The sequence below is a fragment of the uncultured Corynebacterium sp. genome, assembly GCF_937999985.1.
In the GTDB taxonomy this organism is placed as follows: Bacteria; Actinomycetota; Actinomycetes; order Mycobacteriales; family Mycobacteriaceae; genus Corynebacterium.
Genome location: NZ_CALLDG010000114.1, coordinates 1 through 26,788, shown reverse-complemented (window position 1 = coordinate 26,788; position 26,788 = coordinate 1). Strand labels below are relative to the sequence as shown.

The following is a 26,788-nucleotide window of genomic DNA, read 5'->3' as shown; positions in this document are numbered from 1 at the left end:
ACTGGGCGTCATAAAGAACAAGAACAGCGACTCGCGCGGTGCGTATCGGCACATGTGGCGCAACCCCGTGAGCTGGGGGATCGTGGTGATGTTCGCCATGACGTCCTCCATTTCCTACTGCTTCATCACATGGGCGCCGAAGATCATCGTGGAGTCCGGCGGGTCGGCGCAGCTCGGCGGCATCATCGGCGGAGTGTTCGCGCTGGTCGGAACTGCCTCGTCGTTTATCGTGCCGTGGATGACCTCGCGCTTTGAGCGCGGCGCGGCGTGGGTGACGATCCTGTCGTGCAGCTGCATGTTCGTGGCCTTGTTGATGGTGATCACCGACCCGATGCGCCTGCCGGTGGTGTGGATTTCGTTGGTTTCGCTGGGCTGCTCTACCTTCCCGCTGGGGCTGATGCTGATCGCCACCCGCACCCGCCAACCGAAGGCCGCCGCCGTTTTGTCCTCGGGCGCGCAGGGCATCGGGTACACGGTCGCCTGCATTGGGCCTTTTGGTTTTGGTGCTCTTTATGACGCCACTGCGTCCTGGACCGCCGGACTGCTGGTTCTTGTGGGGTTCAACTTCGTTTTGCTGGCGGCGGGCCTGGTGGCCAGCCGGAAGGTGTTCGTGGACGACCGCACGTAGAACCGCCTAGAGAGCACCGCCTAAGGGAGCGCTAGGGTGGTGGGCATGGCAAAGAAGAAGCGTCCGACACCCGTTCCGCCCGAGCCGATCGTCCCGCTGTTCGACTCGCACACCCACCTGTGGTCCACGGTGCTGAAGAACCAGCACCGGCAGGATGTGGTGGGGCCGGTTGCAGGGGACAGGGCGTTCGGGGAGGAAGACCACCGCCGGCTGGTGGGGGAATTCATGGATCGCGCCTATGCCGTGGGCGTGCGCGGCGTGTGCACCGTCGGCGACGGAATCGAGGAAACGGAGAAGGCCCTGCAGGCTGCGGAGTTCCACGACCGCGTGTGGGCGGCCTGCGCCGTGCACCCGACGAAGGCTCAGACGGTGACGGGGGCAGTGCGCGAGCGCTTGCGCGAGATGGCCTTCCACCCGCGCTGCGTGGCGATCGGCGAGACCGGTCTGGACGCGTATTGGATCGGCAAGGATCCAGGTGACGGGGAGGAAACGCCGAGCATCGAGGTGCAGGAAGCGGCGCTGCGCTTCCACATTGACCTGGCCTGCGAATCTGGCAAGGCGCTGATGATCCACAACCGCGAGGCCGATGCTGACCTGCTGCGAGTGCTCGCCGACGCGCCGCAGCCGGAGAATGTGATCCTGCACTGCTTCTCCTCCCCGCTGGACGTGGCTAAGGAGTCACTGGATCGCGGCTACGTGCTGTCCTTCGCAGGCAACGTGACCTTCAAGCGCAATGAGGAGCTACGCGAGGCCGCGCGCATTGCCCCGGCGGAGCAGATTCTGGTGGAGACCGATGCGCCCTACATGACCCCCGAGCCTTTCCGGGGCGCGCGCAACGAGCCGGCCTTTGTCGGATACACCGCGGCCTGTGTGGCGGAGCAGCGCGGGGTAGAGCCGCAGGAGCTGGGGGAGCTGATCACCGCGAACGCTCAACGGCTCTACGGGATCGACCTGGGCGCTTAGTGCACACTGTGGTTTTACCGATATCTCTGCAGGTGTCTCCGCTAGTGAGGTTCCTGTTTCTGGTGTGACGACAGGTAACGAAAAGATATAGAAATTAATGCTTGTTAGGGGCTGTGGCTGCTGTTATCGCAGCTGCACCCCCATATTTGTGATTTGCGGAACATTTTGGCGCGGATCTTTGTTTAACAAGGATCGTTATCGTATTGTGACAAAAGTTGAGAAAATCGGCGTTCGGGCGCCCCGTCGCTATGTGCACAGAACGTGGCGAGGTTGAAACCTAAAGGGCGTCAGTAACAAGAGAGGCAACGATCTAGTGTCACCGAAGAAGAAGTCCCACCTGCACCGCATTAACAACACCAGCTCCACCCCGCTGCGCATCGCCACGGGTGGCATGCTCGCGACCCTGGTTGTCGGTGGTGGCGTTGCGGTGGCAGGGCAGAAGTCGGTCACTCTGGATGTCAACGGCGACATCATTCAGGCCAGCACCATGTCCGGCGACGTCGAGGGCGCATTGAAGTCCGCTGGTGTGGAGATCGACAACCGCGCAATGGTTACCCCGGCACTCGACGAGGCCATCAGCGACAACTCCAAGATCACCGTCCGCAGCGCGCGCACGGTGGCCCTGACCATCGACGGCAAGCAGGAGAAGATCGACACCACCGCGCTGACCGTCGGCTCCCTCCTGGACCAGATCGGCCGCAGCGACGCTGTCAGCGAGCTGTCCCAGGCACGTAACCAGGAGATCCCGCTCGACGGCATGGAGCTGGAGATCGTTACCCCGAAGAAGTTCACCCTGAACGACGGTGGCAAGGACGGCCGCATGAGCCTGCCTGCCCGCACCGTGGGTGAGATCTTCGAGATGCGCGGCACCCCGCTGGGCAAGGATGACAAGGTCACCCCGGCCGCCAACACCCCTCTGAAGGAGGGCATGCACGTCGAGGTCACCCGCATCGCCAACCGCGAGGAGACCAAGATCGAGGAGATCCCGGCTCCGGAGCGTGTGAAGGAAGACCCGAACATGCCCGAGGGCGAGGAGAAGGTCGTAGAGAAGGGCGCGCCGGGCAAGGCTCGCGTCGTTGCGACCGTCCGCACCGTCAACGGCGAAGAGGTTAGCCGCGAGGAGAAGTCCAGCAAGGAGATCACCGCTCCGAAGGAGCGCGTAATCATCCGCGGCACCAAGAAGGCTGACAAGGACGAGGGCAAGGACAAGGGCTCCAACACCGGCGCAGCAGCTCCGGCTGTGGCCAACGGTTCCGTCTGGGACCAGCTGGCGCAGTGCGAGGCCGGCGGCGACTGGTCCATCAACACCGGCAATGGCTTCTCCGGTGGCCTGCAGTTCACCCCGTCTACTTGGGCTGCTTTCGGCGGCACCGAGTACGCACCTGCTGCCCACATGGCTACCCGCGAGCAGCAGATCGCAGTTGCCGAGCGCGTGCAGGCCGGACAGGGCTGGGGCGCATGGCCTGCCTGCACCTCCAAGATGGGTCTGCGCTAAGCCGTAGACCACTTGCAGCGCGTGGCTGCGCACAACAGTGCACAGCCGCGCACCAACCTCGGTTTTTATCGAGCATCAGCTCGACTATCGTGTGAATGGTGAATGAACGGAAGATTCGGCTGCTGGGGCCCAACGAGATCCGGCAGCTCGCCGAGGAGCTGGACCTAAACCCCACTAAGAAGCTGGGGCAGAACTTCGTCCACGATCCCAACACGGTGCGCAAGATTGTCAAGGCCGCCGACGTCACCGCGGACGACAACGTGGTGGAAATCGGCCCTGGCCTGGGCTCTTTGACTCTTGCGCTACTGGAAACCGGCGCGAGCGTTACCGCCGTGGAGATCGATCCGCGCCTCGCCGCCAAGCTGCCCGCCACCCTGGATGAACAGGGAGCAGGCGAAGCTGATGCGGCGGTGATCCTCAAGGACGCGATGGCGGTCACGGCGCAGGACTTTGCCGACGCTGGACGCCCCCTTCCCACCGCACTGGTGGCGAATCTCCCCTATAACGTCTCCGTTCCCGTGCTCTTGCACATGCTGGAGGAGTTCCCCAGCATCGACCGCGTTCTGGTCATGGTGCAGCTGGAAGTCGCCGACCGTCTGGCCGCCGCGCCCGGATCCAAGATCTATGGTGTGCCCAGCGTGAAGGCTGGTTTCTACGGCTCCGTTGCCCGCGCGGCGACTATCGGCAAGAACGTCTTTTGGCCAGCGCCGAAGATCGATTCCGGCCTGGTGCGCATCGACCGCTACGCCGAAGGGGCAGAGCCGTGGGCCGGCGGGCAGTCGGGCGCCGAACAGTTTGACGCAGACCAGGGTATTGAACCGCTAGATGCCGAGCAGCTGCGCCGCGAGGTTTTCGCTCTGGCAGACGCCGCCTTCCTGCAGCGCCGCAAGACGCTGCGTGCCGCCCTGTCCGGCCACTTCGGCAGCGGCCAGGCGGCCGAAGATGCGCTGCGAAGCGCGGGGATCGACCCGACCCTGCGCGGTGAGAAGCTCTCGACGGAACAGTTCGTGCAGCTGGCCGAGGCTTCGCTGAGGGGTGCGCAATGACTGTTTCCCACATCTTCGGCCCGCAGGAGCCCCAGTACCGCTCCGTCACGGCTCGTGCGTACGGCAAGGTGAACCTGCACCTCGGGGTGGGGCCGGCTCGGGAGGATGGCTATCACGAGCTCGACACGATTTTTCAGTCCGTCTCGCTGAAGGAAGAGGTCACCGTCGCCCTGCGGGACGCGCGAGGCGCGCAGGAGGCCGAAGCGGCGCCGTGCACCTGGAACGTCTCCGGGTTCGACAGCCACCTGGTGCCCCAGGATTCCAGCAACCTGGCGTGGAAGGCCCTCGCCGCCATCCAGAAACTGGCACGAGACGCGCACGTCCCCTGGGCCGACGCGCCCGTGCACATCCACATCGACAAGGGGATTCCCGTCGCCGGCGGGATGGCCGGAGGATCGGCGGATGCGGCGGCGGCGCTGGTTGCGGCGACAGAGCTGTACTTTCCGGACCTGCGTTCCCCGCGCCGCCCGGACGGCGCACAACTGTCCGACATCGCAGCCGACCTGGGTGCCGACGTGCCCTTCTGCCTGCTCGGCGGCACAGCAAGGGGCACGGGCAAAGGGGAAAACCTCATGCCCGTCATCGCCATGGGCACCTATCACTGGGCCATCGCCACCGACAAGCGCGGCCTATCCACCCCGGAGGTGTTTAAGCAGCTGGACCGGCAGCGCGCCGCTGCCTCGGAGGCTAGCCCCAAGGCCGCGCGAGCTGGAAGCCCTGAGGGGCTGATCGCGGCTCTGCGGACAGGCAACCCGGAAGAAGTGGGAAAGCTGCTGGTTAACGACCTGCAAGCCCCGGCCATCAGTCTGCTGCCAAGCTTGCGCGAGACCCTGAAGGCCGCCGAGGAGGCCGGCGCCATCGCCGCGATCGTCTCCGGCTCCGGGCCCACGGTCGCCATGCTATGCGCATCCGCCGACGACGCGGTGGAGGTCGCGACAGCCGTTAGCGTGGCCGGGAAAGCTAGCTCCACGATGACGACGAGTTCCCCGGCTGCGGCTGCGGGCGTCATAAAAAGGGAAGAAGTACTTGAGTAACCTCATCAACCTAGAAAAAGTCTCGAAGATCTATGGGCTCAAGACCCTGCTCGACGAGGTGAGCCTCGGCGTGGATAGTAACGACCGCATTGGCGTGGTCGGACTCAACGGCGGCGGCAAGTCCACGCTGCTGAATATCCTGAGCCGGAAGGACGAGCCGGACTCCGGGCGCGTAAGCCACAACAACGACCTGCGCATGGCCATGGTCACCCAGGATGTGCTGCGCGACGCGCCGGAAGACATGACTGTCGCCGGGGCAGTGCTGGAACCGCTAGGTCTGCAGGAATACGAATGGGCCGGCGACCCGAAGGTGCGCAGTGTACTCAACGGACTGGACATCGCCCGGCTGGGGCTGGATACTCCCGTGCATTCGCTGTCCGGTGGCGAGCGCCGCCGAACCGGCCTGGCTGCCGTGTTGGTACAGGACCTGGACCTGCTGATCCTCGACGAGCCGACCAACCACCTGGACGTCGAAGGCGTGCAGTGGCTGGCCGAGCACCTGCTGGGGCGCAACACTGCACTGGTTGTGGTCACCCACGACCGCTGGTTCCTGGATACCGTCGCCAACCACACCTGGGAGGTGCACGACGGCGCGGTGGACGTCTACGAGGGTGGCTACAACGACTGGACCTTCGCCCGCGCCGAGCGCGCCCGGCAGGCGGATGCGGCCGAACAGCGCCGCCAGAACCTCGCGCGCAAGGAGCTGGCGTGGCTGCGCCGCGGTGCGCCCGCGCGCACATCGAAGCCGCGCTACCGCATCGAGGCTGCGGAATCCCTGATCGCCGACGTGCCGCCGATGCGCAACAAGGTGGAGCTGATGAGCTTCTCCGCACGCCGCCAGGGCAAGAAGGTAATCGAGCTGGAGAACGCGCGCATCGCCACCCCGGACGGCCGCACCCTTGTCGAGGACCTGACCTGGCGTTTGGGTCCCGGCGAGCGCATCGGCCTGGTGGGGGTGAACGGTTCCGGCAAGACGACTCTGCTGCGTACCTTGGCGGGCGAGACGCCGCTGGAGCAGGGCCGTCGCATCGAGGGCAAGACCGTGCGCCTGGGGTGGCTGCGGCAGGAGCTAGACGACCTGGATCCCACGAAGCGCCTGATCGAGTCGGTCGAGGACGTCGCCAGCTACGTGACCTTCGGCGACAAGGAAATCAGCGCCTCCCAGCTGGCCGAGCGGCTGGGCTTCAGCGCGAAGCGCCAGCGCACGCCCATCGGGGACCTGTCGGGTGGCGAGAAGCGCCGCCTGCAGCTGACCCGCGTACTGATGGCCGAGCCAAACGTGCTGCTGCTGGACGAGCCGACGAACGACCTGGACATCGACACCCTGCAGGAGCTGGAAAGCCTCCTGGACGAATGGCCCGGCACGCTCGTGGTGATCTCCCACGACCGTTACCTGATCGAGCGCATCTGCGATTCCACCTGGGCGCTGTTCGGCGATGGCCGGCTGACGAACTTGCCCGGTGGCATCGAGCAGTACCTGGAGCGCCGCAAGCAGGAGGCCAGCGACGAGGGGCGCAAGAACACGCTGACCTTCGACGCTGCGGATTCTGGTTCTGGTAGCTCCGGCGCCGCCGGTTCTGGCGCTGTTTCTTCTGGACGCCCCAGCCTCGGCGCCAAGGAAGTTCACGCACTCACCAAGGAAATGAGTGCGCTGGAAAGGAAGATGTCCAAGATCGAGCAGAAGATCAACTCCATCCACGAGAAGATGAACGAGGTGGCAGAGAAGGCAGCCACCGGCGAGCCCGTGACGGACGAGCTGGCGGCGCTGGATAAGGACCTGAAAGCCAACCAGGAGGAACACGGCGAGCTGGAGATGCAGTGGCTGGAAATCGGGGAGAAGCTTGAAGATAGCTGATGTTGCCTCCACGGCAGAGGGGGAAATCACAGAGAGGCTGAGCGCAGCCAGGGATCAGTGGGAGGCGCACGTGGATCCCGGCGGCGTGATCGTCGGCGCGCTGCTGTTCGCGGCTTCGCTGACGCCTTCGCTGCTGCCGCGCGACTGGCTATTTCAGGGCGTGGTCGCGGGCATTTCCGGCGGCACCGGCTACATCGTTGGTGTGTTCTTGCACTGGCTGTGGGAGGTTTTCCTGCAACGGCGCTTCAATGAGCCCATGGGACGGGGCCGACGCAAGGCCTTGGGGCTGCTAGAAAAGCTGCAGGACAGGCTGGAGCTCAGCGACCGGGGGATGCGGAAGCTGAAGAACGGCCTGGAGATCGGCTTCGTGACCGTCGTGATCCTGTCGCTACTTGTGTGGATTTCCTTCGCCGTGCGCTGGCAGCAGGAGTTGGCGCATCTGATGGATGCGGAGGCTTATACGGCGGCGGAGTTCCTGCTGGTGTTGCCCATCGGCATCGGACTGTGGGCGCTGATCGTGCTGGCGGGTAAGGGTCTGCTGTGGCTGATCGAGGCGTTGGAAGACGGCCCCGTGGGGCGCCGCTTGGGTGGGGTTACCCGCCCGCTGTTCGCCTGGTTGGCCGTCGGCATGGCCTTACTTTTCCTGGTGGATACCGTCGTTCCCGGAACGGTTGTCAGAGCCACCGAACAGGTATTTTCGGTCCGAGACCAGGAGATTCGGGAGGATCTGGAGCAACCCCAGGTGCCGGAGCGCTCCGGTAGCCCGCAGTCACCCAACAAGTGGGAGGATCTGGGTGCCTTCGGCACTAGGTTCGTCGGCTTAGGTCTATACAAGGACGAGCTAGAAGAGCTGACTGGCCGCCCCAGCAAGGAACCCATCCGTGTATACGCCAGCTTGGAAAACGGTACCGAGGATACGGATAAGGCACGGGCGGAAAGCGTGGTCGAGGAGCTGAAGAGAACCGGTGCGAAGAACCGCGAGGCGTTGCTCGTAGTTCCCGCAACCGGCACCGGGTGGGTAAATCCCACTGCCGCCCAGGCCTTCGAGCTGATGTTCGACGGCGATTCCGCGATTGCCTCGGCCCAGTACTCCTACCTGCCCAGTGGCGTGCAGTTCATCGCCGACCAGCAGCGCGTGGAAGACGCGGGAGAGGCGCTGGTCTCCACCGTCGTGGACTGGTGGCACACTCTGCCGGAGAACGACCGCCCGAAGCTGTACGTCTACGGCGAATCGCTGGGAACCAACGCGGGCAGTGGGGCATTCTCTGGCGTGCGTGACATCGTCTCTAGCGTGGATGGTCTGCTGTGGGTGGGGCCGCCGAACTCCAACAAGCTCTGGCACGACCTGGTGGATCGGCGAGACCCCGGCTCGCCGCAAGTCTCTGCCGAATACGCGGGCGGGCTTAATGTCCGCTTTGCGGAGAACTCCGATGAGATCTGGCGGTGGCGTCGAGAAGAAGATCTGAACTCCCGCGCTGGCTGGCATCAACCGCGAATCCTGTTTATCCAGCACCCTTCGGACCCGGTGGTGTGGTGGTCGCCGTCGCTGATCGCCCAGGAACCCGATTGGCTGAAGGAACCGGCGGGTTTTGACCGCTCGCCGTCTATGTCCTGGATCCCGTTTGTGACCTTCTGGCAGGTCACCATGGATCTTCCGGTTGCGGCCAACGTGCCGAATGGCCACGGGCACAACTACGGCAACAGTGTGCTGGACGGGATGCTGGCAATGGTCGGCGGGCGGGACTTCAACCCGCAGCGCGCCGAGGAGCTTCGCAAGCAGTTGGACGCGGCGATGGAATCCCAAGGCCCGGAGAAGGAAGTCGGCGTGGACAACGGCTAGAGCCGGGCGCAGTACCGGGCGCAGTACCGGGTGCAGGGCCAAAAATCCTCGGCCAGCTGGGCATCTGCCAACACTCGGGTGCACAGCGTAGGGTGGGGCACCATGATCCTCATCAACGTAAAGTACAAGGTCCGCCCCGAGTTCGCCGACAACTTCCTGCAGGAGGTCTCCTGGTTCACCGAGGCCACCCGCGACGAGGTAGGTAACATCTTCTTCGACTGGTTCCGCGATCCGGAAAATGCAAACGAGTACCTGCTGATCGAGGCTTTCCAGGACGATGCCGACGTTGCCCACGTAGAGTCCGAGCACTTCAAGCGCGCCTGCGACGAGATGCCGAAGTACCTGCTGGAGACCCCGGAGATCATCAACACGAAGATCCCAGGAAAGACCGAGTGGGACCGCATGGCCGAGTTCCGCGTCGAGGATAACTAGCTCTTAAACCCACCTCTTTCACATCACCCTCTTAGCACCACTATGACTGTCAGCGTTTTCGACCTCTTTCAGATCGGCGTCGGCCCGTCTTCTTCGCACACCGTCGGACCGATGCGCGCGGGACTGTCCTTCGCGCAGCGGGCCAAGGCTTTTTTGGGGGATGACGCCACGTCTCCCCGCGCCGCCGACTCAGCAACCGAGGAGGGGCTGCGCCCGCTGGGCTCCGACAAGCTGGCCGACGTGGTGAGCCTGCCCGATGAGAGCGAACATCCGCTGAGCATCAGCGTTGTCCTGTATGGCTCGTTAGCCGCTACGGGTGCTGGACACGGCACGCTGGGGGCCTGCCTGCTGGGCCTGGACGGCGCCGATCCGGCGCAGGTCGATCCGGATTACATGCAGTCCCGGCTGGATGAGATCCGCCAGACTCGCACCATTTATCTGGCGGGCGATAAGAACCTGCCCGTCACCTGCGGTTTCGAAGACATTGTGCTGCGGCCGACCGTGCGCCGTTCGATTCACACGAATGCTGTGACTTTCGTGGTCAGCGGCCTGTCCGAGCCGCTGAAGCAGACTTTTTATTCCATCGGTGGTGGTTTCATCCGTACCGAGGAGGAGGTCCCCACCCTGGACGAGCTCAGCGGGCAGTGGCTGTTCGAGTCCGGCGACAAGCTGATCTCCCTGGCGGAGCACGCGGGCATTAGCCTGGGGGAGGTGCAGCGGCGCTGCGAGCAGTCGCTGCGCACCGACGAGCAGATCGATGCGAACCTGGATGCCATCGCCCAGGCCATGCAGGATTGCGCCAAGCGTGGAGTAACCTTCGCCGGAGTGCTGCCCGGAGCCTTGATGGTTCGCCGTCGCGCGAAGCACTGGTACGACCAGCTGATGGAGGAGGACCCGAACCGCACTGCCGAGTTCTCCGAGGACTGGGTGAACCTGATCGCCTTGGCGGTAAACGAGGAGAACGCAGCTGGTGGGCGGGTGGTCACCGCGCCGACGAATGGCGCCGCGGGAATCATCCCGGCCGTGCTGTTTTACGCCCGCGAGTTCACGCCTGCCGGCAAGCAGGACCCATTCCAGGTGAACCGGCGCTTCCTGCTGGCCGCAGGCGCGATCGGCTCGTTGTACAAGGAGCGTGCCAGCATTTCCGGCGCAGAAGTCGGCTGCCAGGGTGAAGTCGGCTCTGCGGCCTCCATGGCCGCCGCCGGGCTGGCTGAGGTGCTGGGAGGGTCTCCGCGACAGGTGGCGAACGCGGCGGAGATTGCGATGGAGCATTCGCTGGGGCTCACCTGTGACCCCATCGGTGGCTTGGTGCAGATCCCGTGCATCGAAAGAAATGCCATCAGTGCGGGCAAGGCCATCAACGCAGCCAAGATGGCGATGCGCGGCGACGGGGACCATCACGTCACCCTTGATGAGGTCATTGAGACCATGCGGCAGACCGGCAGGGACATGTCCGAAAAGTACAAGGAAACGGCCGGTGGCGGGTTGGCGACGAACGTCTCCGTGAACGTGCCGGAGTGCTAAAGGCAAGGGGCTTAAGTCCCTAAAACCCTTTAAGCTTCGGAGCTTGCCTCAGAGACTGGGGTCTTGTCGGAAGTCTTGCCGCGGTAAAGCGCGAGGCGAATCGTCATTACCAACAGGGCCAGGATTGTCCACCACAGGTAGGAGTTACCCATGAGTGCCTGCCAGGCATTCCACTCCAATTCGCGCTGCTCCTGGAAAGGCACGAAAGCGGTGGGCTCGAAGGCGAAAGCGACAAAGCCTAGGGCAACCAGGGCACTCCACAGCCAGCGCGGAGTGGCCAGCGGGGAAGTGGGATCCGCAATCGCGTAGCAGGCCAGAGCCACCAGTAGCACCGGAGCCCACGACCAGTGGTGGTTCCAGGAGACTGGGCTGGCCAGCAGTGCAAACAGGGAATTGACGCACAGCGCGACGATCGGTGCCTGTACCCGGAGCAGCTTGATCATGACGTAGGTGATGACTGCCAGCGAAACGCACACCAGCACTACCCACAGCAAGCTGGAAGAATCGTCCGTACGCAAGCCGAAGCGGTAGAGCAGACCGTTGATGCTCTGGTTCAGGGCGTATTCGTGGTTGCCGATACGCCCGGTTTCGCGCAGCGTGTGCGTCCAATATTCCAGAGAGTCCCGCGGCAGGATAAGCCAGGCTAGAGCCGTAGTGCCGAGCGTGCCTGCGCCCATGCGCAGGATGGAACCCCAGTCCTTGCGCAGAAGGAACCACAGGCCGAAAACTGCGGGCGTCAATTTGATAGCAACCGCCGCACCCGTGAGCAGCCCACGGTAGCGACGCGGCACGACGAGCGCATCGACGAAGACCATACCCATCAGCAGAACGTTGATCTGTCCATAGGCCAGGGTGGTGTGGATGGGGCTTAAGTGGATCAGCACAGCGGTGAGGATTACCGCCACCCAGCCTGCGGAGGCGCGATCCAGGCGCGCTGCCGCGTGTACGGTGTGGGCGAGCACCCACCAAGTGACAGTCACCGTGGCGCAGACCAGCAAAACGGCGGCCAGGTTATAGGGCATCACCGCCAGGGGAGTAAACAACAGAGCCGAAATCGGCGGGTACGTAAACGGCAGATACGTATCGCCGATGATGTGGAAGTGGCCGCTGTAGAGCTCTTGTCCGTCCAGAACGCGCTGTGCTCCCACCCGGTAGACGTCCAGGTCCAGGTTGTAGTGGAAGCCGCGGGTGTTGAAGATCTTCGGTAGGACAGAAAGCACCAGCAGCACACTCAACGCGATCTTGACCGGGAGGTTGATCTTGAGGTGTCTGAAGTTTTCCAATCGCGCCGAAGAGGCTTCCTTTGTCTGCATAAGGGCTAATTATTGCATTATCTGTGAGGTTGCTCTCGCCCAGGCTTAGTAAGGCCTAAAAGCTGAGAGATTATTAGGCGTTCGGCCTGCGAAGAACTAAACTTGGAACAATGAGCGATAGACTTCCCAAGCTGGACAAACAGGCCTATGAAAAGGAGCTCAAAAGGCTCCAAGCTGAACTCGTCGAAATGCAGCAGTGGGTGGTGGAAACCGGAGCCCGCATCGTCATCGTGATGGAGGGACGCGATGCGGCGGGCAAGGGGTCCGCGATTAAGCGCATCACCCAGTACCTCAGCCCGCGTGTCTGCCGCATCGAGGCTCTGCCGGCCCCCAGCTCGCGCGAGAAGGGACAGTGGTACTTCCAGCGCTACATCGAGAAGCTGCCCACCGCCGGAGAGATCGTCATCTTCGACCGCTCCTGGTACAACCGCGCTGGCGTGGAGCGCGTGATGGGCTTCTGCACCACCCAGGAATACCGCCGCTTCCTGCACCAGGCTCCGATCTTCGAGCGCCTGCTGGTTGAGGACGGCATCATCCTGCGCAAGTACTGGTTCTCCGTGTCCGATGAAGAGCAGATCCGCCGCTTCCAGTCCCGCCAGTCCGACCCGCTGCGCCAGTGGAAGCTGTCCCCGATGGACCTGCAGTCCATCACGCGCTGGGAGGACTACTCCCGTGCGAAGGATGAGATGTTCGTACACACCGACATCCCGTCCGCCCCGTGGTACACCGTGGAGTCCGAGGATAAGAAGCGCTCCCGCATCAACGTGATCAATCACCTGCTGAACACGATCCCCTGGGAGTATGTGGAAAAGAACGTGCCGAAGATTCCGGAGCGTCCGGCATCCGAATCCACCTACGAGCGCCCGCCGCGCACCCAGTTCCGCTACGTGCCCGACGTGGCGAAGCTGCTGGAGAAGGACCTGTTGAAGAAGCAGGCCGAGGAAGCCAAGCAGGCCCAGGAAGCTGAGTCCGAGGGGAAATCCAAGAAGGAGTCGAAGTCCGAGGGCAAGGAGTCTGCGGCGTCCAAAAAGAACAAGGGCGACAAAAAGAAGAAAGGCAAGAAATCCAAGAAGGACAAGAAATCTAAGTAGACCTTAGATTTAAATTAGGCTGCACTTCCTTGTCGTTCCTGTAATTATGGTGACATGGCAGACAAGAGAAGGAAGCACCCGACGTACGACCCGGATGCGGAAGTAACGACCGTCGTCGCAGGTCACGTCGGGGTTATTGAGCTGAATCGCCCTAAGGCTCTAAATTCCTTAAACGTGGAGATGATCCGCCTAATCCGCGAGGCGGTCGACAAATGGGCCGACGATGATTGGATTCAGTTCATCGTGATCAAGTCGTCCTCCGACCGGGCCTTTTGCGCAGGCGGGGACGTGCGCTACGTGCGGATGCGAGACATGAAGCGCATGTACCGCTTCGGGGACTCCTTCTTTGAGGAAGAGTACGACCTCAATGAGCGGCTGTCGCGGGTAAACAAGCCCGTGATCGCGCTGCTGGAAGGCATCGTGATGGGCGGCGGCATGGGTATTTCCATGCATGGCTCGCACCGCGTGGTCACTCCGCGCACCCTGGGGGCAATGCCGGAGGCTGCAATCGGGTTTGTGCCCGACGTGGGTATGTCTTACCGGCTGACGCACCTGGATTGCTCGCCCGCTATGGGGCTTTTCATCGCCACCACGGGCTGGCGCCTAAGCCCTGCGGACATGTTGTACACTGGCCTGGCCACGAACCTGGTGGCGGATGTGCATGCTTTCGAATCCGACCTGCATTCGGGCGACCTTCCCGAGGCGCTGCGGTCTAATGCACTGGATCCGCAGGAGTTGGACGAGCCCACCTCTACGCTGCAGCAGCACGCGGAGTGGATCGAGCGGACCTTCGCCGAAGGTACTTGGGCAGACATCGAAGCCCGGATCGTGCGGGATGAGGGTTCTGCTTCGGACGCCGAATTGGCGCAGTTAATAACCAAGGTGACCGATTCCTTGAAGGGTGCCAACCCGGAGAGCCTCGTGGCCACGGTGGAGTTGTTCCGCCGCGCGGAGGGCGCAACGTTGCGCGAGGCGCTGGATATGGAATTCAAGGTCGGTGGTGAGCTGCGCCGGGGGCCGAACTTCATCGAGGGAGTGCGCGCAGTGCTGGAACACAAGGACCACAACGCGCAGTTCGAGCCGGCTTCCACGGATGACGTGGACGCGGAGAAATGGCGGGCGCTACTGGGCTAGGTACTAGCTGCTGCCGGCGCCTGCGGCGCCGGTGGCTTTCGTGCGTTGCACCCGCAGCCACACGAAGAATCCCCACAGCACGAACGCGCCGTAGACCACGTATAGCGCCGCGGAGGGGTAGTAGCCCGCGGCGAGCAGCAGAGGTACGCCGACAATATCCACGCCGATCCAGATCAGCCAGAACTCCGTCCAGCCGCGGGCCATGCCGAACGTGGCCAGGATGGAGCCGGTGAAGATCCAGGCGTCTGCCCACGGCCCCCACGAACCTAGCGCGTCGAAGATCAGTGCGAAGACTACGGTGCCGATCACCGCAAAGGCGAGCATGCCGAGGCGTTCCTTAGTGCTGGCCCAGCTGGGTTGCACTGCGGCGCTGTCGGCGGCGGGCTCGCTGACGATGGAGCGGGAGGGGTCGGTGTTATCAGGCTCGCGCATGCCGGCAGTGCGGGCGCGGCTCCATTGATACCAGCCGTACAGCGAGACGATGAGGAACATCACCTGGCGGCCTGCCTGGCCGTAGAGGTCCAGATCCTGTGGGGTGTGGAACAGCCCACCCAGGAACACCGTGAACAGCAGCACGTTGCCGACGATTCCCACGGGCCAGGCCCACACCACGCGCTTCATCCCGCCGACGGCGGAGGCTAGGCCGAAAAGATTGCCGATGATTTCGCGCCAGAGGATCGGGTAGCCACCGATGATCAGCGTTGCGTTGAGAAGCGTTGTAAAGATTCCCTCTGATTCCACAGTGCCCATCTTCCCTCATCGGGTCTGGGCAAAGGAAACCGGGTTTGATTCTTGGTGAGGCGACTACTTTTCGTCCTCAACGCGATCGACACGGGCCAGCATGTCGAAGGCCTGGTTGTAGAGATCCTCGGGGCTGAGGCCACCGGATAGCCGCTCGTCCGCAGCTGCCTCTACGGCGCGCATGGCGATGCTGAAGGAAACATCCAGCAACAGGAATGCCTTGAAGGGGGAGAGGTCGGGGTCTACATCGCACAACGCCTTGGTTCCAGGTTCTGTGAGGGTAGGTAGGTCCACGTCCAAGTGTTCACTGCTGCTCTTATCCTGCGGATTCTCCAGCATGATGAGCAGAGGTTTGAACTTGCGGATGTCTGGAACGGCGGGGTCCATTAGCTGGGTTTCGCCGAACTGGTGAGACAAAAGAGTCGGGGCCTCAGAGGCACCAGATCCTATCTGCTCACCCTGAGGTGGGAAGCAGTAGATCCACATTGCATCGCGCATGATGTCCACGATGCGGCCGGTGGGGTGGTTCGCTGCAATCTCGCGGATGCGGCGGGCGAAGTGTGCAAAGACCTCGTGCAAGTAGTAGGCGAATACGTCGTCGCGGCGCTCGAAGTAGTTGTGAAAGGTGCGGGTGGATACTCCAGCTCGCTTGGTGATGGCGTGGACTGTCGCGGCCTCGGGGCCGTAACCCATGAACAGCTCAATGGCTGAATCGATGAGATTCTGCTTCGTTTCGGCCTTCTTCTGTTCGCGTCGTGACGCGGAGGGCTCGGGGATGGTCGCGCTGGTCGACATGAGAGTGGGGGAACACCTTTCATTTTGCCCGTTTTGTCCTGTATGCAGGAAAGGGATGAATGCAGGATAGTGTAGCAGGTCTGATATTTACGACGGACAGATTTGAAGAACATTTTCAAAGAGTCTTGCCCGGGAAATAGTGTGATATCTAAAATATTTTTCCCAGGGCTATCCGAGCTTCGAAAGTCCTCCCGCTAGCAAATGAAAGGCATTTCTAATGTCCTCTTCGGTAGTGGAGTTTCCGGCCTTGTTAAGTTCCATGAAAATGCTGGGGACAAACAGAACCGTGTTGATGAGTAGTAGCGCATTCGCAGTACTCAATTCTCGTCCTTCTCTTTCGCTGTACTGTTGAAATGCCTGTACAAGCGGGGAGAAGAACTCCATTCCGTTGCTGAAGGAGCGGTCACCGTCCGCGAAGAGCTCCTTTCTGATTTGCGGAGGAATACCGTGAAGGTGGTCGGCGAGGCGAGACAGCGTTTCGATGCTGTTCGGATTCTCTGCCGGGCGATTATAAAAGTTTACGGCGATACTCTCTGCTACCACAATCAAGTGTTGTCCTGGCTTGGCAGTATTTACCATACAAATCATTTCATCAATGAACTGATTCAGGATGAACAACAACGCCGCTTCACGGTGAGGGAAATAGTTGTGAAAAGTGCGTGCGGAAACCTCGGCCTTTTCTGCTATGCGAGCAATTGTCGTATTCTCAGCACCTTCATTCACCAACAGCTCAACAGAGGCATGGGCAATACGCCTGCGAGTTTCCGCCTTCTTGCGATCCCGCAGGCCGAGCGCGTTCTTATCCGGTTGGTTTCCGTTGTGGCGGCTCATCTCGCAGGCCTTACTTCTCACTTTCCTGCGACTTCAGCGGGCGTGCCGAAGCTTCCGCTGGGGGAGCCTCCGAATCTCGACTGCCGTCGGCGTTCAATCCCACCAGGCTCTCACCCTCGACATCGACGGCGGGGACGATCTTTGCCAGCCACTTGGGGAACTTCCACGCCTGTTCGCCGAGAAGGAACATCGTTGCTGGGATAAAGGTCATGCGGACGATGAAGGCGTCAAAAAATACGGCGGCGGCCAGGGCAAAGCCCATTACCTTAATAAAGGGCTCGTCGGCCATGATGAATGCGGCGAAGACGGAAATCATGATGAGTGCGGCTGCAGTGACCACACGCGCGCCGTGCTTGAAGCCGTTGGCGGTGGCGTTGCCGGCGGTCTTGCCGTGCGCCCAGCCCTCGCGCATACGAGTGACCAGGAAGACCTGGTAGTCCATGGCTAGGCCAAAGACAATGCCGATCAGCATGATGGGCAGGAAGGAGATGATGGGCTGCGGGTCGTCGATGATGCCGCCGAAGCCCTCCTGCCACAGCGCGACGGTGACGCCGAACGTGGCGGCCACCGACAGGCCGAAGCCCAACGCTGCGATTAGCGGCACCCAGATGGAACGGAAGACGACCATCAGCAGAACGAATGCTAGCGCCAGGACAATTGCAATGTAGGGGATGAGGACGTCCGACAGGCGCTGTGAAATGTCCTCGTACATTGGGGTGACGCCGGTGATGGCATAGGTTGCCCCGGTTTTTTCGGTGTATCCGGCTTCCTCGTCACGCATCTGCTCCAGGACATCGGCGGCACGGGCATCCGTTGCGCCGTAGGACGGGGTGATCATCACCTGGGCTGCAGTACCCAGGTCGGACGGGTTGCGCGGATCGCCATTGGTCTGCACTACCTGGGCGTTCTCTACGCCTTCGGTGCCCTGTAGGGTGGCAACGGCCTGCTGCGTGGCGGCAGCTTTTTCCTTGTCGTTGAGGTCGGGGTATTCAACGAGGGCAACCATCGGGGCATTGCGGCCCGCTCCGAAGCCCTCCTCCGTCATTTCGTAGGCGACGCGGTTGGGGGTGCCCTTGGCCATAGAACCATCGGAGGGCATGGCGAGGCGTAGGTTCATTGCGGGGATGGCCAACAGAACCAGCAATACTGCAGCCCCTACCAGCCACAGGGCGGGCTTCTTGCGGATGATGCGCACCCACTTCAGTCCCATAGTCGGCTTTTCGTTTTCCGGGTCCGGTGCCTTGACGATAGGTGCGCGACCTGCGAAGACCTTCGTGCCAATGAGCCCCATGATGGCGGGCAGAAGAGTGATTGCGACGATCACGGCGATGGCAACGGTACCGGCGGCGGCCAGGGCCATCGCGGTGAGGAACGGAATGTTAATGATGGATAGTGCTGCCAGTGCAATCAGCACTGTCAGGCCTGCGAAGACCACGGCCGAGCCTGCCTTGCCGACGGCCAAGCCGGCTAGGTGGGCGCGTTCCTTGACAGGAATCGTCTTGAACTTTTGCTGCAGTTCCTTCGGTTCCAGATCCTGACCATCCACATGGGCGACTAGCTCATTGCGGAAGCGGGAGAGGATAAACAGCGCGTAGTCGATGCCGACGGCCAGGCCGATCATGGAGGCCAGGGTGGGGGTCATGGAGTTGATGTTGTCTGTGACGGAGGTGGCTGCCATGACGATGCCAATGCCAGTGCCCACGCCGATCACTGCAGACAGCAGTGGCAGGCCTGCAGCGACGAGGCTGCCGAAGGTGACGATTAGAACGATGGCGGCGACGGCCAGGCCGATGGCTTCGGAGGCCATGCTCATCTCCGGCTGCTGGAATGCGTTACCGTTCCAGCCAACCTTGAGGTTGCCCTCGTTGTCCTTTACTGCTTCTTCGAATTTTTGCACGTCCTCTGCGGGCACGTCTGCTGCAGTTTCCGCATCGAAGGAAATCTCGATGGTGCCAGTGCGCTGGTCGGGGCTCAGCGGGCTTAGTGCGGCGATGTCAGAGGCGATCTGCTCCTTCGGCATTCCCTGCTTCTGCTTCATGGGAGCCATTTGCTGGTGCATGCTTTCGCTGGCCAGCACGGGGGAGACGAGCTTTTCTTTGTCTTTCAGGAAATCAAGCTCTTGCAGTGCTTGAAGGATGTCCTCGGTCGACTGTGCAGCCTCGCCCTTGGCAAGAGTCTGACCTTCAGGGGCTTGGATCACGAGCTTGCCCGTGGCTGCCTCTAACTGGTCGGTGTCTTCGCCATTGGGGAACTCCTCCTTGATCCTTTCCTGGGTTTCGATGGATTCCAGGCCGGGGATGGTGAAGGACTGCGAGGTTGGTTTGGTTAACAGTGCGGAGGCGGTGCCCACGCCGATCAGCACGATCAGCCAGACGGCGAGGAAGCGCCACTTATGAAGGTAGGCGGAGCGGCCTACGCGATACAGGAATTTTGCCATGCATAAAATATTTGCACAGCATGTGAAACATTGCAATGGATGTGCAAATATTTTTGATGGGGTCGCGACGAATCGCTACTCCGCCTAGTCGGCAACCAGGGTCTCCATCGTCAGCTCCGGGTGTTCCTTCTCCACGAAGGCTAGCTTCCACTTGTCGCCGAATAGGGCAATCAGCTCCCCGTCTGTGCGGGTGAAGATCTCCACGCCTCGCTGCTTGGCCAGCACCGGCGCGGACTCGGCGTCAGTACGACGAGCGACAGAGTAAGGGACGGGGTCGGCCACGGTCTCCACGTTGTACTCAACGTCCATTCGAGCCTGCATAACCTCAAACTGCATCGGGCCGACGGCGGCCATGACCGGGTTGGCGTCACCGCGTGCGTCGTTGCGCAGAATCTGCACAACGCCTTCGGAATCCAATTGCTCGAGGGCCTTGCGGAACTGCTTGTACTTGCCCAGCGACTTCGCGCGCAGTGTGCGGAAGTGCTCCGGTGCGAACTGCGGCATGGGCGGGAATTGCACCTTCTTGCCGGCGTAGATCGTGTCTCCCGGGGCGAGCGAACCAGCGTTGACAAGACCCACGATGTCGCCGGGGTAGGCGGCCTCCACGGTGGCACGGGTGCGGCCGAAGACAGTCAGGGCGTACTTCGTGGAGAAAGACCGGCCGGACTGAGCATGTGTGACCTGCATGCCGCGCTCGAACACACCTGAGACCACGCGCATGAAGGCCAGGGAGTCACGGTGGTTGCGGTCCATGCCCGCCTGCACTTTGAACACCACGCCCGAAAAATCGTCGGTGGGGTCGCGGTGCTCCTCCACCGCGACGGAGTTTCCGCCCGCGGCGGCCTCGATCACCTTCGGGTCGGAATCGCGACCCGCTGGTGCGGGCGCCAAAGCGCAGAGGGTGTCCAGAATCTGGTGCACGCCGAAGTTCAGCATCGCGGAGGCGAAAATCAGCGGGGAAGTGGTGCACTCCAGGAACAGCTCCTGGTCGTGCAACGCGCCGTCGGCGGCCAGCAACTCTACTTCTTCAGCGGCAGTTTCCCATACGTCTTCCTCCCGCGCTGCGGCTTGCTCCGGGGTGTAGTGCTCCTCCGGGGCGATGGTCGATCCGCCTGCGGTGCGGAGGAAGTGGATGTATTCCTCGGCCTCGCCGTCGTCGTTGATGCGCGCCAACCCGCGGAAGTCGCCGGCCTCGCCGACCGGCCAGAACAGGGGAGTGGGCTGCAGCTGAATCTCGTTGACGATCTCGTCCACCAGCTCCAGCGGACTGCGGCCCGGGCGGTCCCACTTGTTTACGACGGTCACGATCGGCAGGCCGCGGGCCTTGCACACGCGGAACAGCTTCAGCGTCTGCGGCTCCAGACCCTTCGCACCATCAATGAGCATCACTGCGGCGTCCACGGCAGAAAGAACACGGTAGGTATCCTCCGAAAAGTCCGCGTGGCCCGGGGTATCGACCAGGTTGATCATGAAGGGTTCGCCGTCGTGGCCCTCCGGAGCGTACTCAAACTGCAGTGCGGAGGAGGCGATGGAAATGCCACGGTCCTTCTCCATATCCATCCAGTCGGAGACGGTGGACTTGCGACCGGCCTTGCCATGTACGGCGCCGGCTTCCTTGATCATGTGGGCGTGCAGCGCAAGCGCCTCGGTGAGGGTGGATTTACCGGCATCCGGGTGGGCGATGACGGCGAATGTGCGGCGGCGCGAGGCTTCGGATGCGGTTGTACTCATAATGCCCATAAGTCTAGCGGGTGGGCATTAGGCGCAGGTAGTCGTGGTCTTCTTCTCGTGGGTCGCGGCCTGGGCCAGCGCCTCGTCGAAGGATTTCGCGTACTCCTGCGCGCCCTCGGGCATTGGGTGAACACCATCTTCGAACAGCAGATCCTGGTGGGACTGCGCGTGGCCGCACCAGTCCGCGATGTAGACGTTGTCGTGCGCCTTGGCTGCGTCCAGCACATCCTGGCGGGACTGCGCCATCCACTCGCGATCGCCGTAGGGCATAGCCATGAAGATCTGGCGGTCGGGGCCGATGAGGTTGATCATCTCCTCCAACTGGTCTGGGAAGGCCGGGCCGTTGGTGCCGAAGCTGAGGAATACGTTCTTGCGCAACTTGCCGGAATCGTTCAGCTGCCGCAGCACGTCCATACCGGCGGTGTAGTGGCGGGAGACGTCCGCATCGATGTAAATGCCCGGGAAGTTGGTGTTCAGTGCTTCGCTGGCTGCCAGCATCACGGAGTCACCCACGGCGGTGATGTCCTTGCCCTGCACGGCCGCGGCTTTCTCTTCCTTCGGCGGCGGCGGAGTGGCGGGGGCGGGGGCATTGCTCTTGTTAGTCTCCTGGTTCATGCGCTGCAGTTGGTCCAGTTCCTGCTCCAGTGCGGTCTTGTCGTTGGAGTTCACCACTCCGTAGACCACGCCACCGACGCAAGCCACGACGAGCAGTGGCACGACAGGCCATGCGACCTTCTTAAAGCCCTCGTTGATCTCGTGGAAGCTGGGGCGGGAAGCCCAGTAGTCCTTCCACGTCTGCTTGTAGCCGCGGCGGCGGAAGGGGTTCTCCACGTGCTGGTAGGAAATCTCGGAGATCAGCAGAGCGATCGGCACCGCTGCCAGCCCGAGAATCCACTTGTGGTCCATATGACCGTCGGCGTCAAAAAGAGCGCGCAGAATCATGATGACCGGCCAGTGCCACAGGTACAACGAGAACGAGCGTTGGCCGAGCCAGCGCATGACATTGGTGCGGAAGACCCACGTCAGCGGGCCGGTCTCGCGGATCACGCCCCAGATCATCAGCACGCCCAGCACGCTGGTCAGCAGCAGGCCGCCCTGGTAGGTCACCGCCAGGTCGTCGCCCATAAATAGCAGCTGGATGACGTAGCCGACAAGCGCCAGGGCACCGATCGCGCCTGCAACCCGCGCCTCAAACTTGCCTGCCGACGGCCAGGAGTCCACTCGCGGATCGTTGCGCGTGGAGGTGACAGCCAGCGAGAGGAAAGCGCCGATGAGCAGGCCGAAAGCGTGTGTATCTGTGCCGTAGTAGACGCGCGTTGGATCCTCGCCGGGGGTGAAAAGTAGCGCCATGGCCGCAGCGGAGAGCACGGCCAGCAGCGCCGTCACCAGCATCGGGACGCGGCGCGGACTGCGGTGGAGTCGGCGCTGGGTGAACACGAAAATCCCGAGTGTCACCAGCGGCCAGATGATGTAGAACTGCTCTTCGACAGCCAGCGACCAGTAGTGGGCGAAAACCTGGACCTCGTTTTCCGCGAAGTACGACTGGGAAGTAGCGATCTGCGTCCAGTTGTTGACGAAGAACAGCGTGCCCAGGAATTGCTCGCGGATGCCCACGGCGATGTCCCCACCTATGGCGGTGACGATTGCGGTGACTATAAACAGCGTGACCAGCGCGGCGGGGAGGATTCGGCGGAAACGCCTGATCCAGAAGTCCTTCAGGCTGATCGTGTTGTTTACCCGGTACTCGCGCACCAGCAGCGAGGTGATCAGGAAGCCCGATAGGACGAAAAACAGGTCCACACCCAGGTAGCCGCCGGGCAGAATATCGCCGAAGAAGTGGTAGATCACCACCGCGAGCACGGCGAGGCCACGCAGGCCATCGAGTCCCTTGACCTGGCGCAGGCGCGCACGGCGATCTTTCTTGACCGTCTTGTTTTCCGGCGGGATCGCCAGCGCTTCCGGCACGTTGTTCTGCTGTGGCGCAGGTTGTGCCGTCGCCACCTGTTTCGGTCCGGGCTGTTTCTTGGGTTGTGACGCCGACTTCTCCGCCGCTGGCGGCACCGGCTTCGGCTCTGCCTTCGCGACTGGCTTGGGTGCTTGCTTCGCAGCTGGCGCGGGCACCGGCTTCGGCTCCGCCTTCGGTTGGGTCGCCTTCTTGGGAGCCTGCTTGGCAGCCGGTTTCTGTTCAGCCTTCGGCTTTGCAGTCGGCGTGGCCTTTGCTGCGGGCGTCTTTTTGGGCGCCGACTTGGCGGCCTGCTTGGGTGCAGGTTTCGCGGGAGGCGTTGACTTCTTGGGTGCAGGTGCTTGTCGCGTCACGCCAGGTGCAACCCCCGGGGCAGGCGGCGCGCCTACGCTACCGAGTTTGATGGCCGGAGCAGCCGCAGCTGGCCGGGTAGTAGCAGCCTGCTTGGGGCTAGTGCTTGTCTGCTTCTTGTTTTTGTCTGCTTTGGGGGCCTTCGCAGCCGTAGTGGACTTCTTGGGATCCTGCGAGGCTGCGGTTGCCTTCGGTGGCTTCTGATTCTGGGGAGCGGAAGCCTTTGGTGGCTTCGGAGCGGAGGGGGCCTTGGGGGCGCCGACTGCGGAGAGCTTGATTGGTGGCTGCGTGGTCGCCTTGGAAGCTGCCTTTTTTGACTCCTGCTTCACCGGTTCCTGCTTCGGAGGGGCAGGCTTTTTCTCTGCAGAGGTCTTCTCCTCAGAAGGCTTGGAATCCGCAGACGGTTTAGAAGACACAGAAGCCCCGGAAGATACACCAGATTCTTGGTGTTTCTGCTGGTCGGGGGACGACTTCGCTGAACCTGTTCGAGCGTTACGAACAGCGCGCAGTAGTCCAAAAACCTGCTTCACTTTGCATCTCCCAAAGGCAAGATCGAGTGCATTGATTCAACAATACTAACGCTAGTTAGCTCGAAAACCCGCGAGTATTCTCGTTACTGCGCGCTACCTGCACCGCAGCATTTATTAGTGCTTGCGTGTGTGGATATCGTTTCGCGCAATGTCTGTGCCATTGTTCACGATGAGCGTCACTGAGTCCACCGAATCTTGAAGCGTGTTCTCCATCCATCCGCTCTCCGGGTCGATGTCTGCATCCTCGAACGGGCTCAAAACGAAATCAATCACAGATGTGCCCTCAGGCGGGCGGCCGATGCCCATGCGGATGCGCACGTAGTGTTGGGTGCCCAGCTCGGCAGTCATTGAACGCAGTCCATTGTGGCCACCCTCGCCGCCTTTATCCTTGATGCGCACCTGGCCAGTGGCGATGTCCAGCTCGTCGTGGCAGACAATGACCCGCTCCGCCGGCAGGCTCAAAGCAGAAGCTAGCGGCCCGACCGCCTCACCGGAGTTGTTCATGTACGTCGTGGAGCGGAGCAGCACCACGGGGGTTTCTTCCACCGTGATCAACGCCGCATGAGCCTTCTGGCCCTCCACCGGCAGCCACTGCGCCTCATACCGCTCAACCAGGCGATCAATCGGCCAATAGCCGATGTTGTGCCGGGTTTCCGCGTACTTGGCGCCGGGATTACCCAGGCCGATCACAATCCATTCAGGGGCAAACTCTTGCAGCTGCCCGACGGTGAGCTTGGCACGCTTCGCAGGCCTAGCGCCAGCACTATTAGCTGCAGGCCCTTGCGACGCGGAGTTCTTGCGGAAAACGGACAATAGAGATTGGAGGAAAGACACAGCCACTAGTTTCCCACACCGAGGGTGCGCTCAACCTCGTCGGCTGCGTCAGCGCACATGATCGCCACATCCGCCGCCTCCGACCTGGGGAAGGGCTTCAACACATAGGCCGCCGGATCCATGCGCCCGGGCGGCCGTCCAATGCCGCATGAAAGGCGCCAGTAGTCCTTCGTGCCCAGGGACTTCGTGATGGACTTCAACCCGTTATGCCCCTTGTCACCACCGGACTGCCGCAGCTTCACCGCCCCCGGATCGCCCTCGAGATCGTCGTAGGCGACGATGATGTTCTCCGCCGGGATCTTGAAAAACGCCGCCAACTGCTGCACCGGCCCGCCCGACACATTCATGTAGGTCCGCGGCTGCGCCAGAACCACCTTGCGCCCCGTGATCGTCACTTCGGCAATGTCCGTGTTCGTCTTCTTGTGGGTGTTCAGGCTGGCCGCGGGTACTTGCCGATCCAGCAGCTCACCGATCACCATGCGCCCAACGTTGTGCCTGGTGTTGGCGTATTTATCGCCGGGATTGCCCAGCCCGACGATCAGCCACGTGTCGCTGTTGGTGTGTTGTTTCTTATTTGGTGACGCCACCGTCTCCAGCCCTCTCTCTAGCTCACTGACGGTTATTGTACTGTCCACCCCGGACAGCCCCCGCGGCCGTGGGTGGGCGTCAATAAAAAAGAACGACAAAAAGGGCCACCCGGTGCGAAAACTGCACGCGGTGTGGCCCAGTGGGGGAAAGGGGGGTGGATTACTCCTCGGACTCGCCCTCTGCGGATTCGCCCTCGGCTGCCTCTGCAGCCTCGCCCTCGGCGCCTTCGCCCTCCTCGTCCGGCTCCGGCAGTTCCTCTTCCTCCGGCTCCACAACGTTGATGATCAGGGTGTCTTCCTCGGAGACCAGGGTTGCGTTGCCCGGCATCTGCAGGTCGCCGGCCAGAACCTGGTCGCCGATTTCCTTGCCCTCGATGTCGACGGTGATCTCTTCCGGAATGTTCAGAACGTCGGCCAGGATGGTGATGACGTCTGCCTCCTGGGTGACCAGAGCGCCCGGAGCAGGCTGACCGGTAAAGACAACCGGAACGTCAACCTCAACCTTCTCGCCGCGCTTAACGTTCAGCAGGTCAGCGTGGTCCACGTCCAGGGTCAGCACGTTCTGGTCCACAGCCTTGATCATGACCAGGTGATCCTGGCCTTCGATCTCCAGCTCCAGAACGGCGTTCACGCCCTCGTTACGCAGGATTGCCTGGAACTCCAGGATGTCCACGTGAACGTGCATTGGGTCCAGCTTGTTGCCGTAAACAACAGCCGGAACTCGGAAGTCACGACGCAGGCGGCGGGAAGCGCCCTTGCCGAACTCGGTGCGCAGCTCGCCCTTCAGGCGGGTAATGTCAGCCATGATTTTCTCCTTCAAATTTTGTGTTTCAGATTGCTCTGAATCGCTCTTGCGTTTCTATCGCGGACATAAAAAATGCCGCGATATCTCGCGGCGTGTATGCATCCCACAGTTTCATTGGTCACGCACCCGCACACGAGCGGACTCGCTTTGAAAGGTTACGTCACACAAAAAGAAGAGGGAGTGTGCTTTTCGCGCCGATAACGGCCAAATTCTATGTAGGAATTCAGCCCTCGCCGAGATTCGAAAGTATGTTAGCACACCCCCAACCGGGGATTAAAACTACTCAAACAGCGTGGTCACGGAGCCATTCTCGAAGATCTCGTGAATGGTCTTGGCCACCAGCGGGGCGATCGGCAGAACTGTCAGGTTATCCCAGCCCTCGGTGGACTGCGGCAGGGTATCGGTGGTGATGATCTCGCGGGCGCCACAGCTGCTCAGACGCTCGCGCGCCGGACCGCTGAATACGCCGTGGGTGGTGGCGATGATTACGTCGCCCGCACCAGCCTCGCGCAGCACGCCGACGGCGCCGGCGATGGTTCCACCGGTATCGATCATGTCGTCCAGCAGCACACAGGTGCGCCCCTTCACGTCACCGACCACGCGGTTGGCGGTGACCTTGTTGGCCACGTCCACGTCGCGGGTCTTGTGGATGAACGCCAGCGGGGCATCGCCCAGCACGTTGGCCCACTTCTCGGCCACCTTCACGCGACCGGCGTCGGGGGAGACCACGCAGATGTTGTCCAGGTTGTAGTTGGTCTTCACGTAGTCGGTCAGGATCGGCATGGCGTGCATGTGATCCACCGGACCGTCGAAGAAGCCCTGAATCTG

Annotated in this window: 22 protein-coding genes; 11 read left to right on the top strand and 11 right to left on the bottom strand. The window is 62.1% G+C overall.

Annotated elements, in window-relative coordinates; translation table 11 throughout:
• The 9 genes from Q0331_RS05565 to Q0331_RS05525 form a co-directional block, all read left to right on the top strand.
• A partial coding sequence (locus Q0331_RS05565) for an MFS transporter (protein WP_367274967.1) occupies positions 1-628 on the top strand: 628 nt, incomplete at its 5' end.
• A gap of 45 nt (positions 629-673) precedes the next feature.
• Positions 674-1,591 carry a TatD family hydrolase gene (locus Q0331_RS05560; protein ID WP_298075476.1) on the top strand — a complete coding sequence of 306 codons (918 nt, stop codon included), beginning with the start codon at positions 674-676 and terminating at the stop codon, positions 1,589-1,591.
• Positions 1,592-1,904: 313 nt separating this feature from the next.
• Complete coding sequence (locus Q0331_RS05555; RefSeq protein ID WP_298075475.1) at positions 1,905-3,086, top strand: resuscitation-promoting factor; 1,182 nt, start codon at positions 1,905-1,907, stop codon at positions 3,084-3,086.
• 95 nt (positions 3,087-3,181) lie between these two features.
• The gene (gene rsmA / locus Q0331_RS05550; RefSeq protein WP_298075474.1) at positions 3,182-4,132 is read left to right on the top strand and encodes a 16S rRNA (adenine(1518)-N(6)/adenine(1519)-N(6))-dimethyltransferase RsmA; all 951 of its coding nucleotides are present in this window, start codon (positions 3,182-3,184) and stop codon (positions 4,130-4,132) included.
• On the top strand, positions 4,129-5,166 hold the full coding sequence (locus Q0331_RS05545; protein WP_298075473.1) for a 4-(cytidine 5'-diphospho)-2-C-methyl-D-erythritol kinase: 1,038 nt from the start codon (positions 4,129-4,131) through the stop codon (positions 5,164-5,166). Before rsmA ends, Q0331_RS05545 begins: the two co-directional genes overlap by 4 nt.
• Positions 5,159-7,021, top strand: coding sequence for an ABC-F family ATP-binding cassette domain-containing protein (locus Q0331_RS05540; RefSeq protein WP_298075472.1), 1,863 nt, complete (start codon positions 5,159-5,161; stop codon positions 7,019-7,021). The genes Q0331_RS05545 and Q0331_RS05540 overlap by 8 nt, the downstream gene beginning before the upstream one ends.
• Entirely contained in the window at positions 7,008-8,861 is a 1,854-nt protein-coding gene (locus Q0331_RS05535; protein ID WP_298075471.1) for an alpha/beta hydrolase, read from the top strand. Before Q0331_RS05540 ends, Q0331_RS05535 begins: the two co-directional genes overlap by 14 nt.
• Before the next feature lie 102 nt (positions 8,862-8,963).
• On the top strand, positions 8,964-9,293 hold the full coding sequence (locus Q0331_RS05530) for a putative quinol monooxygenase (RefSeq protein ID WP_298075470.1): 330 nt from the start codon (positions 8,964-8,966) through the stop codon (positions 9,291-9,293).
• 42 nt (positions 9,294-9,335) lie between these two features.
• Positions 9,336-10,817 (top strand): L-serine ammonia-lyase, encoded by a 1,482-nt coding sequence (locus Q0331_RS05525; RefSeq protein WP_298075469.1) that lies wholly within the window; start codon positions 9,336-9,338, stop codon positions 10,815-10,817.
• A gap of 29 nt (positions 10,818-10,846) precedes the next feature.
• On the opposite strand, the gene Q0331_RS05520 is transcribed toward Q0331_RS05525, so the two are convergent.
• On the bottom strand, positions 10,847-12,130 hold the full coding sequence (locus tag Q0331_RS05520) for a glycosyltransferase 87 family protein (protein ID WP_298075468.1): 1,284 nt from the start codon (positions 12,128-12,130) through the stop codon (positions 10,847-10,849).
• Positions 12,131-12,240: 110 nt separating this feature from the next.
• Here Q0331_RS05520 and ppk2 point away from each other — a divergent pair, with 110 nt between their 5' ends.
• Positions 12,241-13,221, top strand: a complete 981-nt coding sequence (gene ppk2 / locus Q0331_RS05515) for a polyphosphate kinase 2 (protein WP_298075467.1) — start codon at positions 12,241-12,243, stop codon at positions 13,219-13,221.
• Positions 13,222-13,275: 54 nt separating this feature from the next.
• On the top strand, positions 13,276-14,355 hold the full coding sequence (locus Q0331_RS05510; RefSeq protein ID WP_298075466.1) for an enoyl-CoA hydratase/isomerase family protein: 1,080 nt from the start codon (positions 13,276-13,278) through the stop codon (positions 14,353-14,355).
• A gap of 3 nt (positions 14,356-14,358) precedes the next feature.
• Here the strand turns inward: Q0331_RS05510 and Q0331_RS05505 are convergent, their stop codons facing one another.
• From Q0331_RS05505 to prs, 10 genes are all read right to left on the bottom strand, one after another.
• Entirely contained in the window at positions 14,359-15,105 is a 747-nt protein-coding gene (locus Q0331_RS05505) for a nicotinamide riboside transporter PnuC (protein WP_298075465.1), read from the bottom strand.
• A 54-nt stretch (positions 15,106-15,159) separates the two neighbouring features.
• Positions 15,160-15,891, bottom strand: coding sequence for a TetR/AcrR family transcriptional regulator (locus Q0331_RS05500; protein WP_298075464.1), 732 nt, complete (start codon positions 15,889-15,891; stop codon positions 15,160-15,162).
• 168 nt (positions 15,892-16,059) lie between these two features.
• A complete protein-coding gene (locus Q0331_RS05495) occupies positions 16,060-16,722 on the bottom strand; it encodes a TetR/AcrR family transcriptional regulator (RefSeq protein WP_298075463.1) in 663 nt (220 codons plus the stop codon).
• 10 nt (positions 16,723-16,732) lie between these two features.
• The gene (locus Q0331_RS05490) at positions 16,733-19,159 is read right to left on the bottom strand and encodes an MMPL family transporter (RefSeq protein WP_298075462.1); all 2,427 of its coding nucleotides are present in this window, start codon (positions 19,157-19,159) and stop codon (positions 16,733-16,735) included.
• 84 nt (positions 19,160-19,243) lie between these two features.
• Positions 19,244-20,890: a peptide chain release factor 3 gene (locus Q0331_RS05485; protein ID WP_298075461.1), complete on the bottom strand. Its 1,647-nt coding sequence runs from the start codon at positions 20,888-20,890 to the stop codon at positions 19,244-19,246.
• 27 nt (positions 20,891-20,917) lie between these two features.
• Positions 20,918-23,620 carry an acyltransferase family protein gene (locus Q0331_RS05480; RefSeq protein WP_298075460.1) on the bottom strand — a complete coding sequence of 901 codons (2,703 nt, stop codon included), beginning with the start codon at positions 23,618-23,620 and terminating at the stop codon, positions 20,918-20,920.
• A gap of 228 nt (positions 23,621-23,848) precedes the next feature.
• Positions 23,849-24,574, bottom strand: a complete 726-nt coding sequence (pth, locus tag Q0331_RS05475) for an aminoacyl-tRNA hydrolase (RefSeq protein WP_298075459.1) — start codon at positions 24,572-24,574, stop codon at positions 23,849-23,851.
• Positions 24,574-25,155, bottom strand: coding sequence for an aminoacyl-tRNA hydrolase (pth, locus tag Q0331_RS05470; RefSeq protein WP_298075477.1), 582 nt, complete (start codon positions 25,153-25,155; stop codon positions 24,574-24,576). The genes pth (Q0331_RS05475) and pth (Q0331_RS05470) overlap by 1 nt, the downstream gene beginning before the upstream one ends.
• 160 nt (positions 25,156-25,315) lie before the next feature.
• Positions 25,316-25,960 (bottom strand): 50S ribosomal protein L25/general stress protein Ctc, encoded by a 645-nt coding sequence (locus Q0331_RS05465; protein WP_298075458.1) that lies wholly within the window; start codon positions 25,958-25,960, stop codon positions 25,316-25,318.
• Positions 25,961-26,239: 279 nt separating this feature from the next.
• Positions 26,240-26,788, bottom strand: a 549-nt coding sequence (prs, locus tag Q0331_RS05460) for a ribose-phosphate diphosphokinase (RefSeq protein WP_298075457.1), incomplete at its 5' end; no start/stop codon positions are given.

Bases quoted from the DNA above. Each gene is read 5' to 3' on its own strand.
- Q0331_RS05560 (WP_298075476.1), top strand. From the start codon at position 674: ATGGCAAAGAAGAAGCGTCCGACACCCGTTCCGCCCGAGCCGATCGTC.
- rsmA (WP_298075474.1), top strand. From the start codon at position 3,182: ATGGTGAATGAACGGAAGATTCGGCTGCTGGGGCCCAACGAGATCCGG.
- Q0331_RS05545 (WP_298075473.1), top strand. From the start codon at position 4,129: ATGACTGTTTCCCACATCTTCGGCCCGCAGGAGCCCCAGTACCGCTCC.
- Q0331_RS05530 (WP_298075470.1), top strand. From the start codon at position 8,964: ATGATCCTCATCAACGTAAAGTACAAGGTCCGCCCCGAGTTCGCCGAC.
- Q0331_RS05525 (WP_298075469.1), top strand. From the start codon at position 9,336: ATGACTGTCAGCGTTTTCGACCTCTTTCAGATCGGCGTCGGCCCGTCT.
- Q0331_RS05520 (WP_298075468.1), bottom strand. From the start codon at position 12,130: ATGCAGACAAAGGAAGCCTCTTCGGCGCGATTGGAAAACTTCAGACAC.
- ppk2 (WP_298075467.1), top strand. From the start codon at position 12,241: ATGAGCGATAGACTTCCCAAGCTGGACAAACAGGCCTATGAAAAGGAG.
- Q0331_RS05510 (WP_298075466.1), top strand. From the start codon at position 13,276: ATGGCAGACAAGAGAAGGAAGCACCCGACGTACGACCCGGATGCGGAA.
- Q0331_RS05505 (WP_298075465.1), bottom strand. From the start codon at position 15,105: ATGGGCACTGTGGAATCAGAGGGAATCTTTACAACGCTTCTCAACGCA.
- Q0331_RS05500 (WP_298075464.1), bottom strand. From the start codon at position 15,891: ATGTCGACCAGCGCGACCATCCCCGAGCCCTCCGCGTCACGACGCGAA.
- Q0331_RS05495 (WP_298075463.1), bottom strand. From the start codon at position 16,722: ATGAGCCGCCACAACGGAAACCAACCGGATAAGAACGCGCTCGGCCTG.
- Q0331_RS05490 (WP_298075462.1), bottom strand. From the start codon at position 19,159: ATGGCAAAATTCCTGTATCGCGTAGGCCGCTCCGCCTACCTTCATAAG.
- Q0331_RS05485 (WP_298075461.1), bottom strand. From the start codon at position 20,890: ATGAGTACAACCGCATCCGAAGCCTCGCGCCGCCGCACATTCGCCGTC.
- Q0331_RS05465 (WP_298075458.1), bottom strand. From the start codon at position 25,960: ATGGCTGACATTACCCGCCTGAAGGGCGAGCTGCGCACCGAGTTCGGC.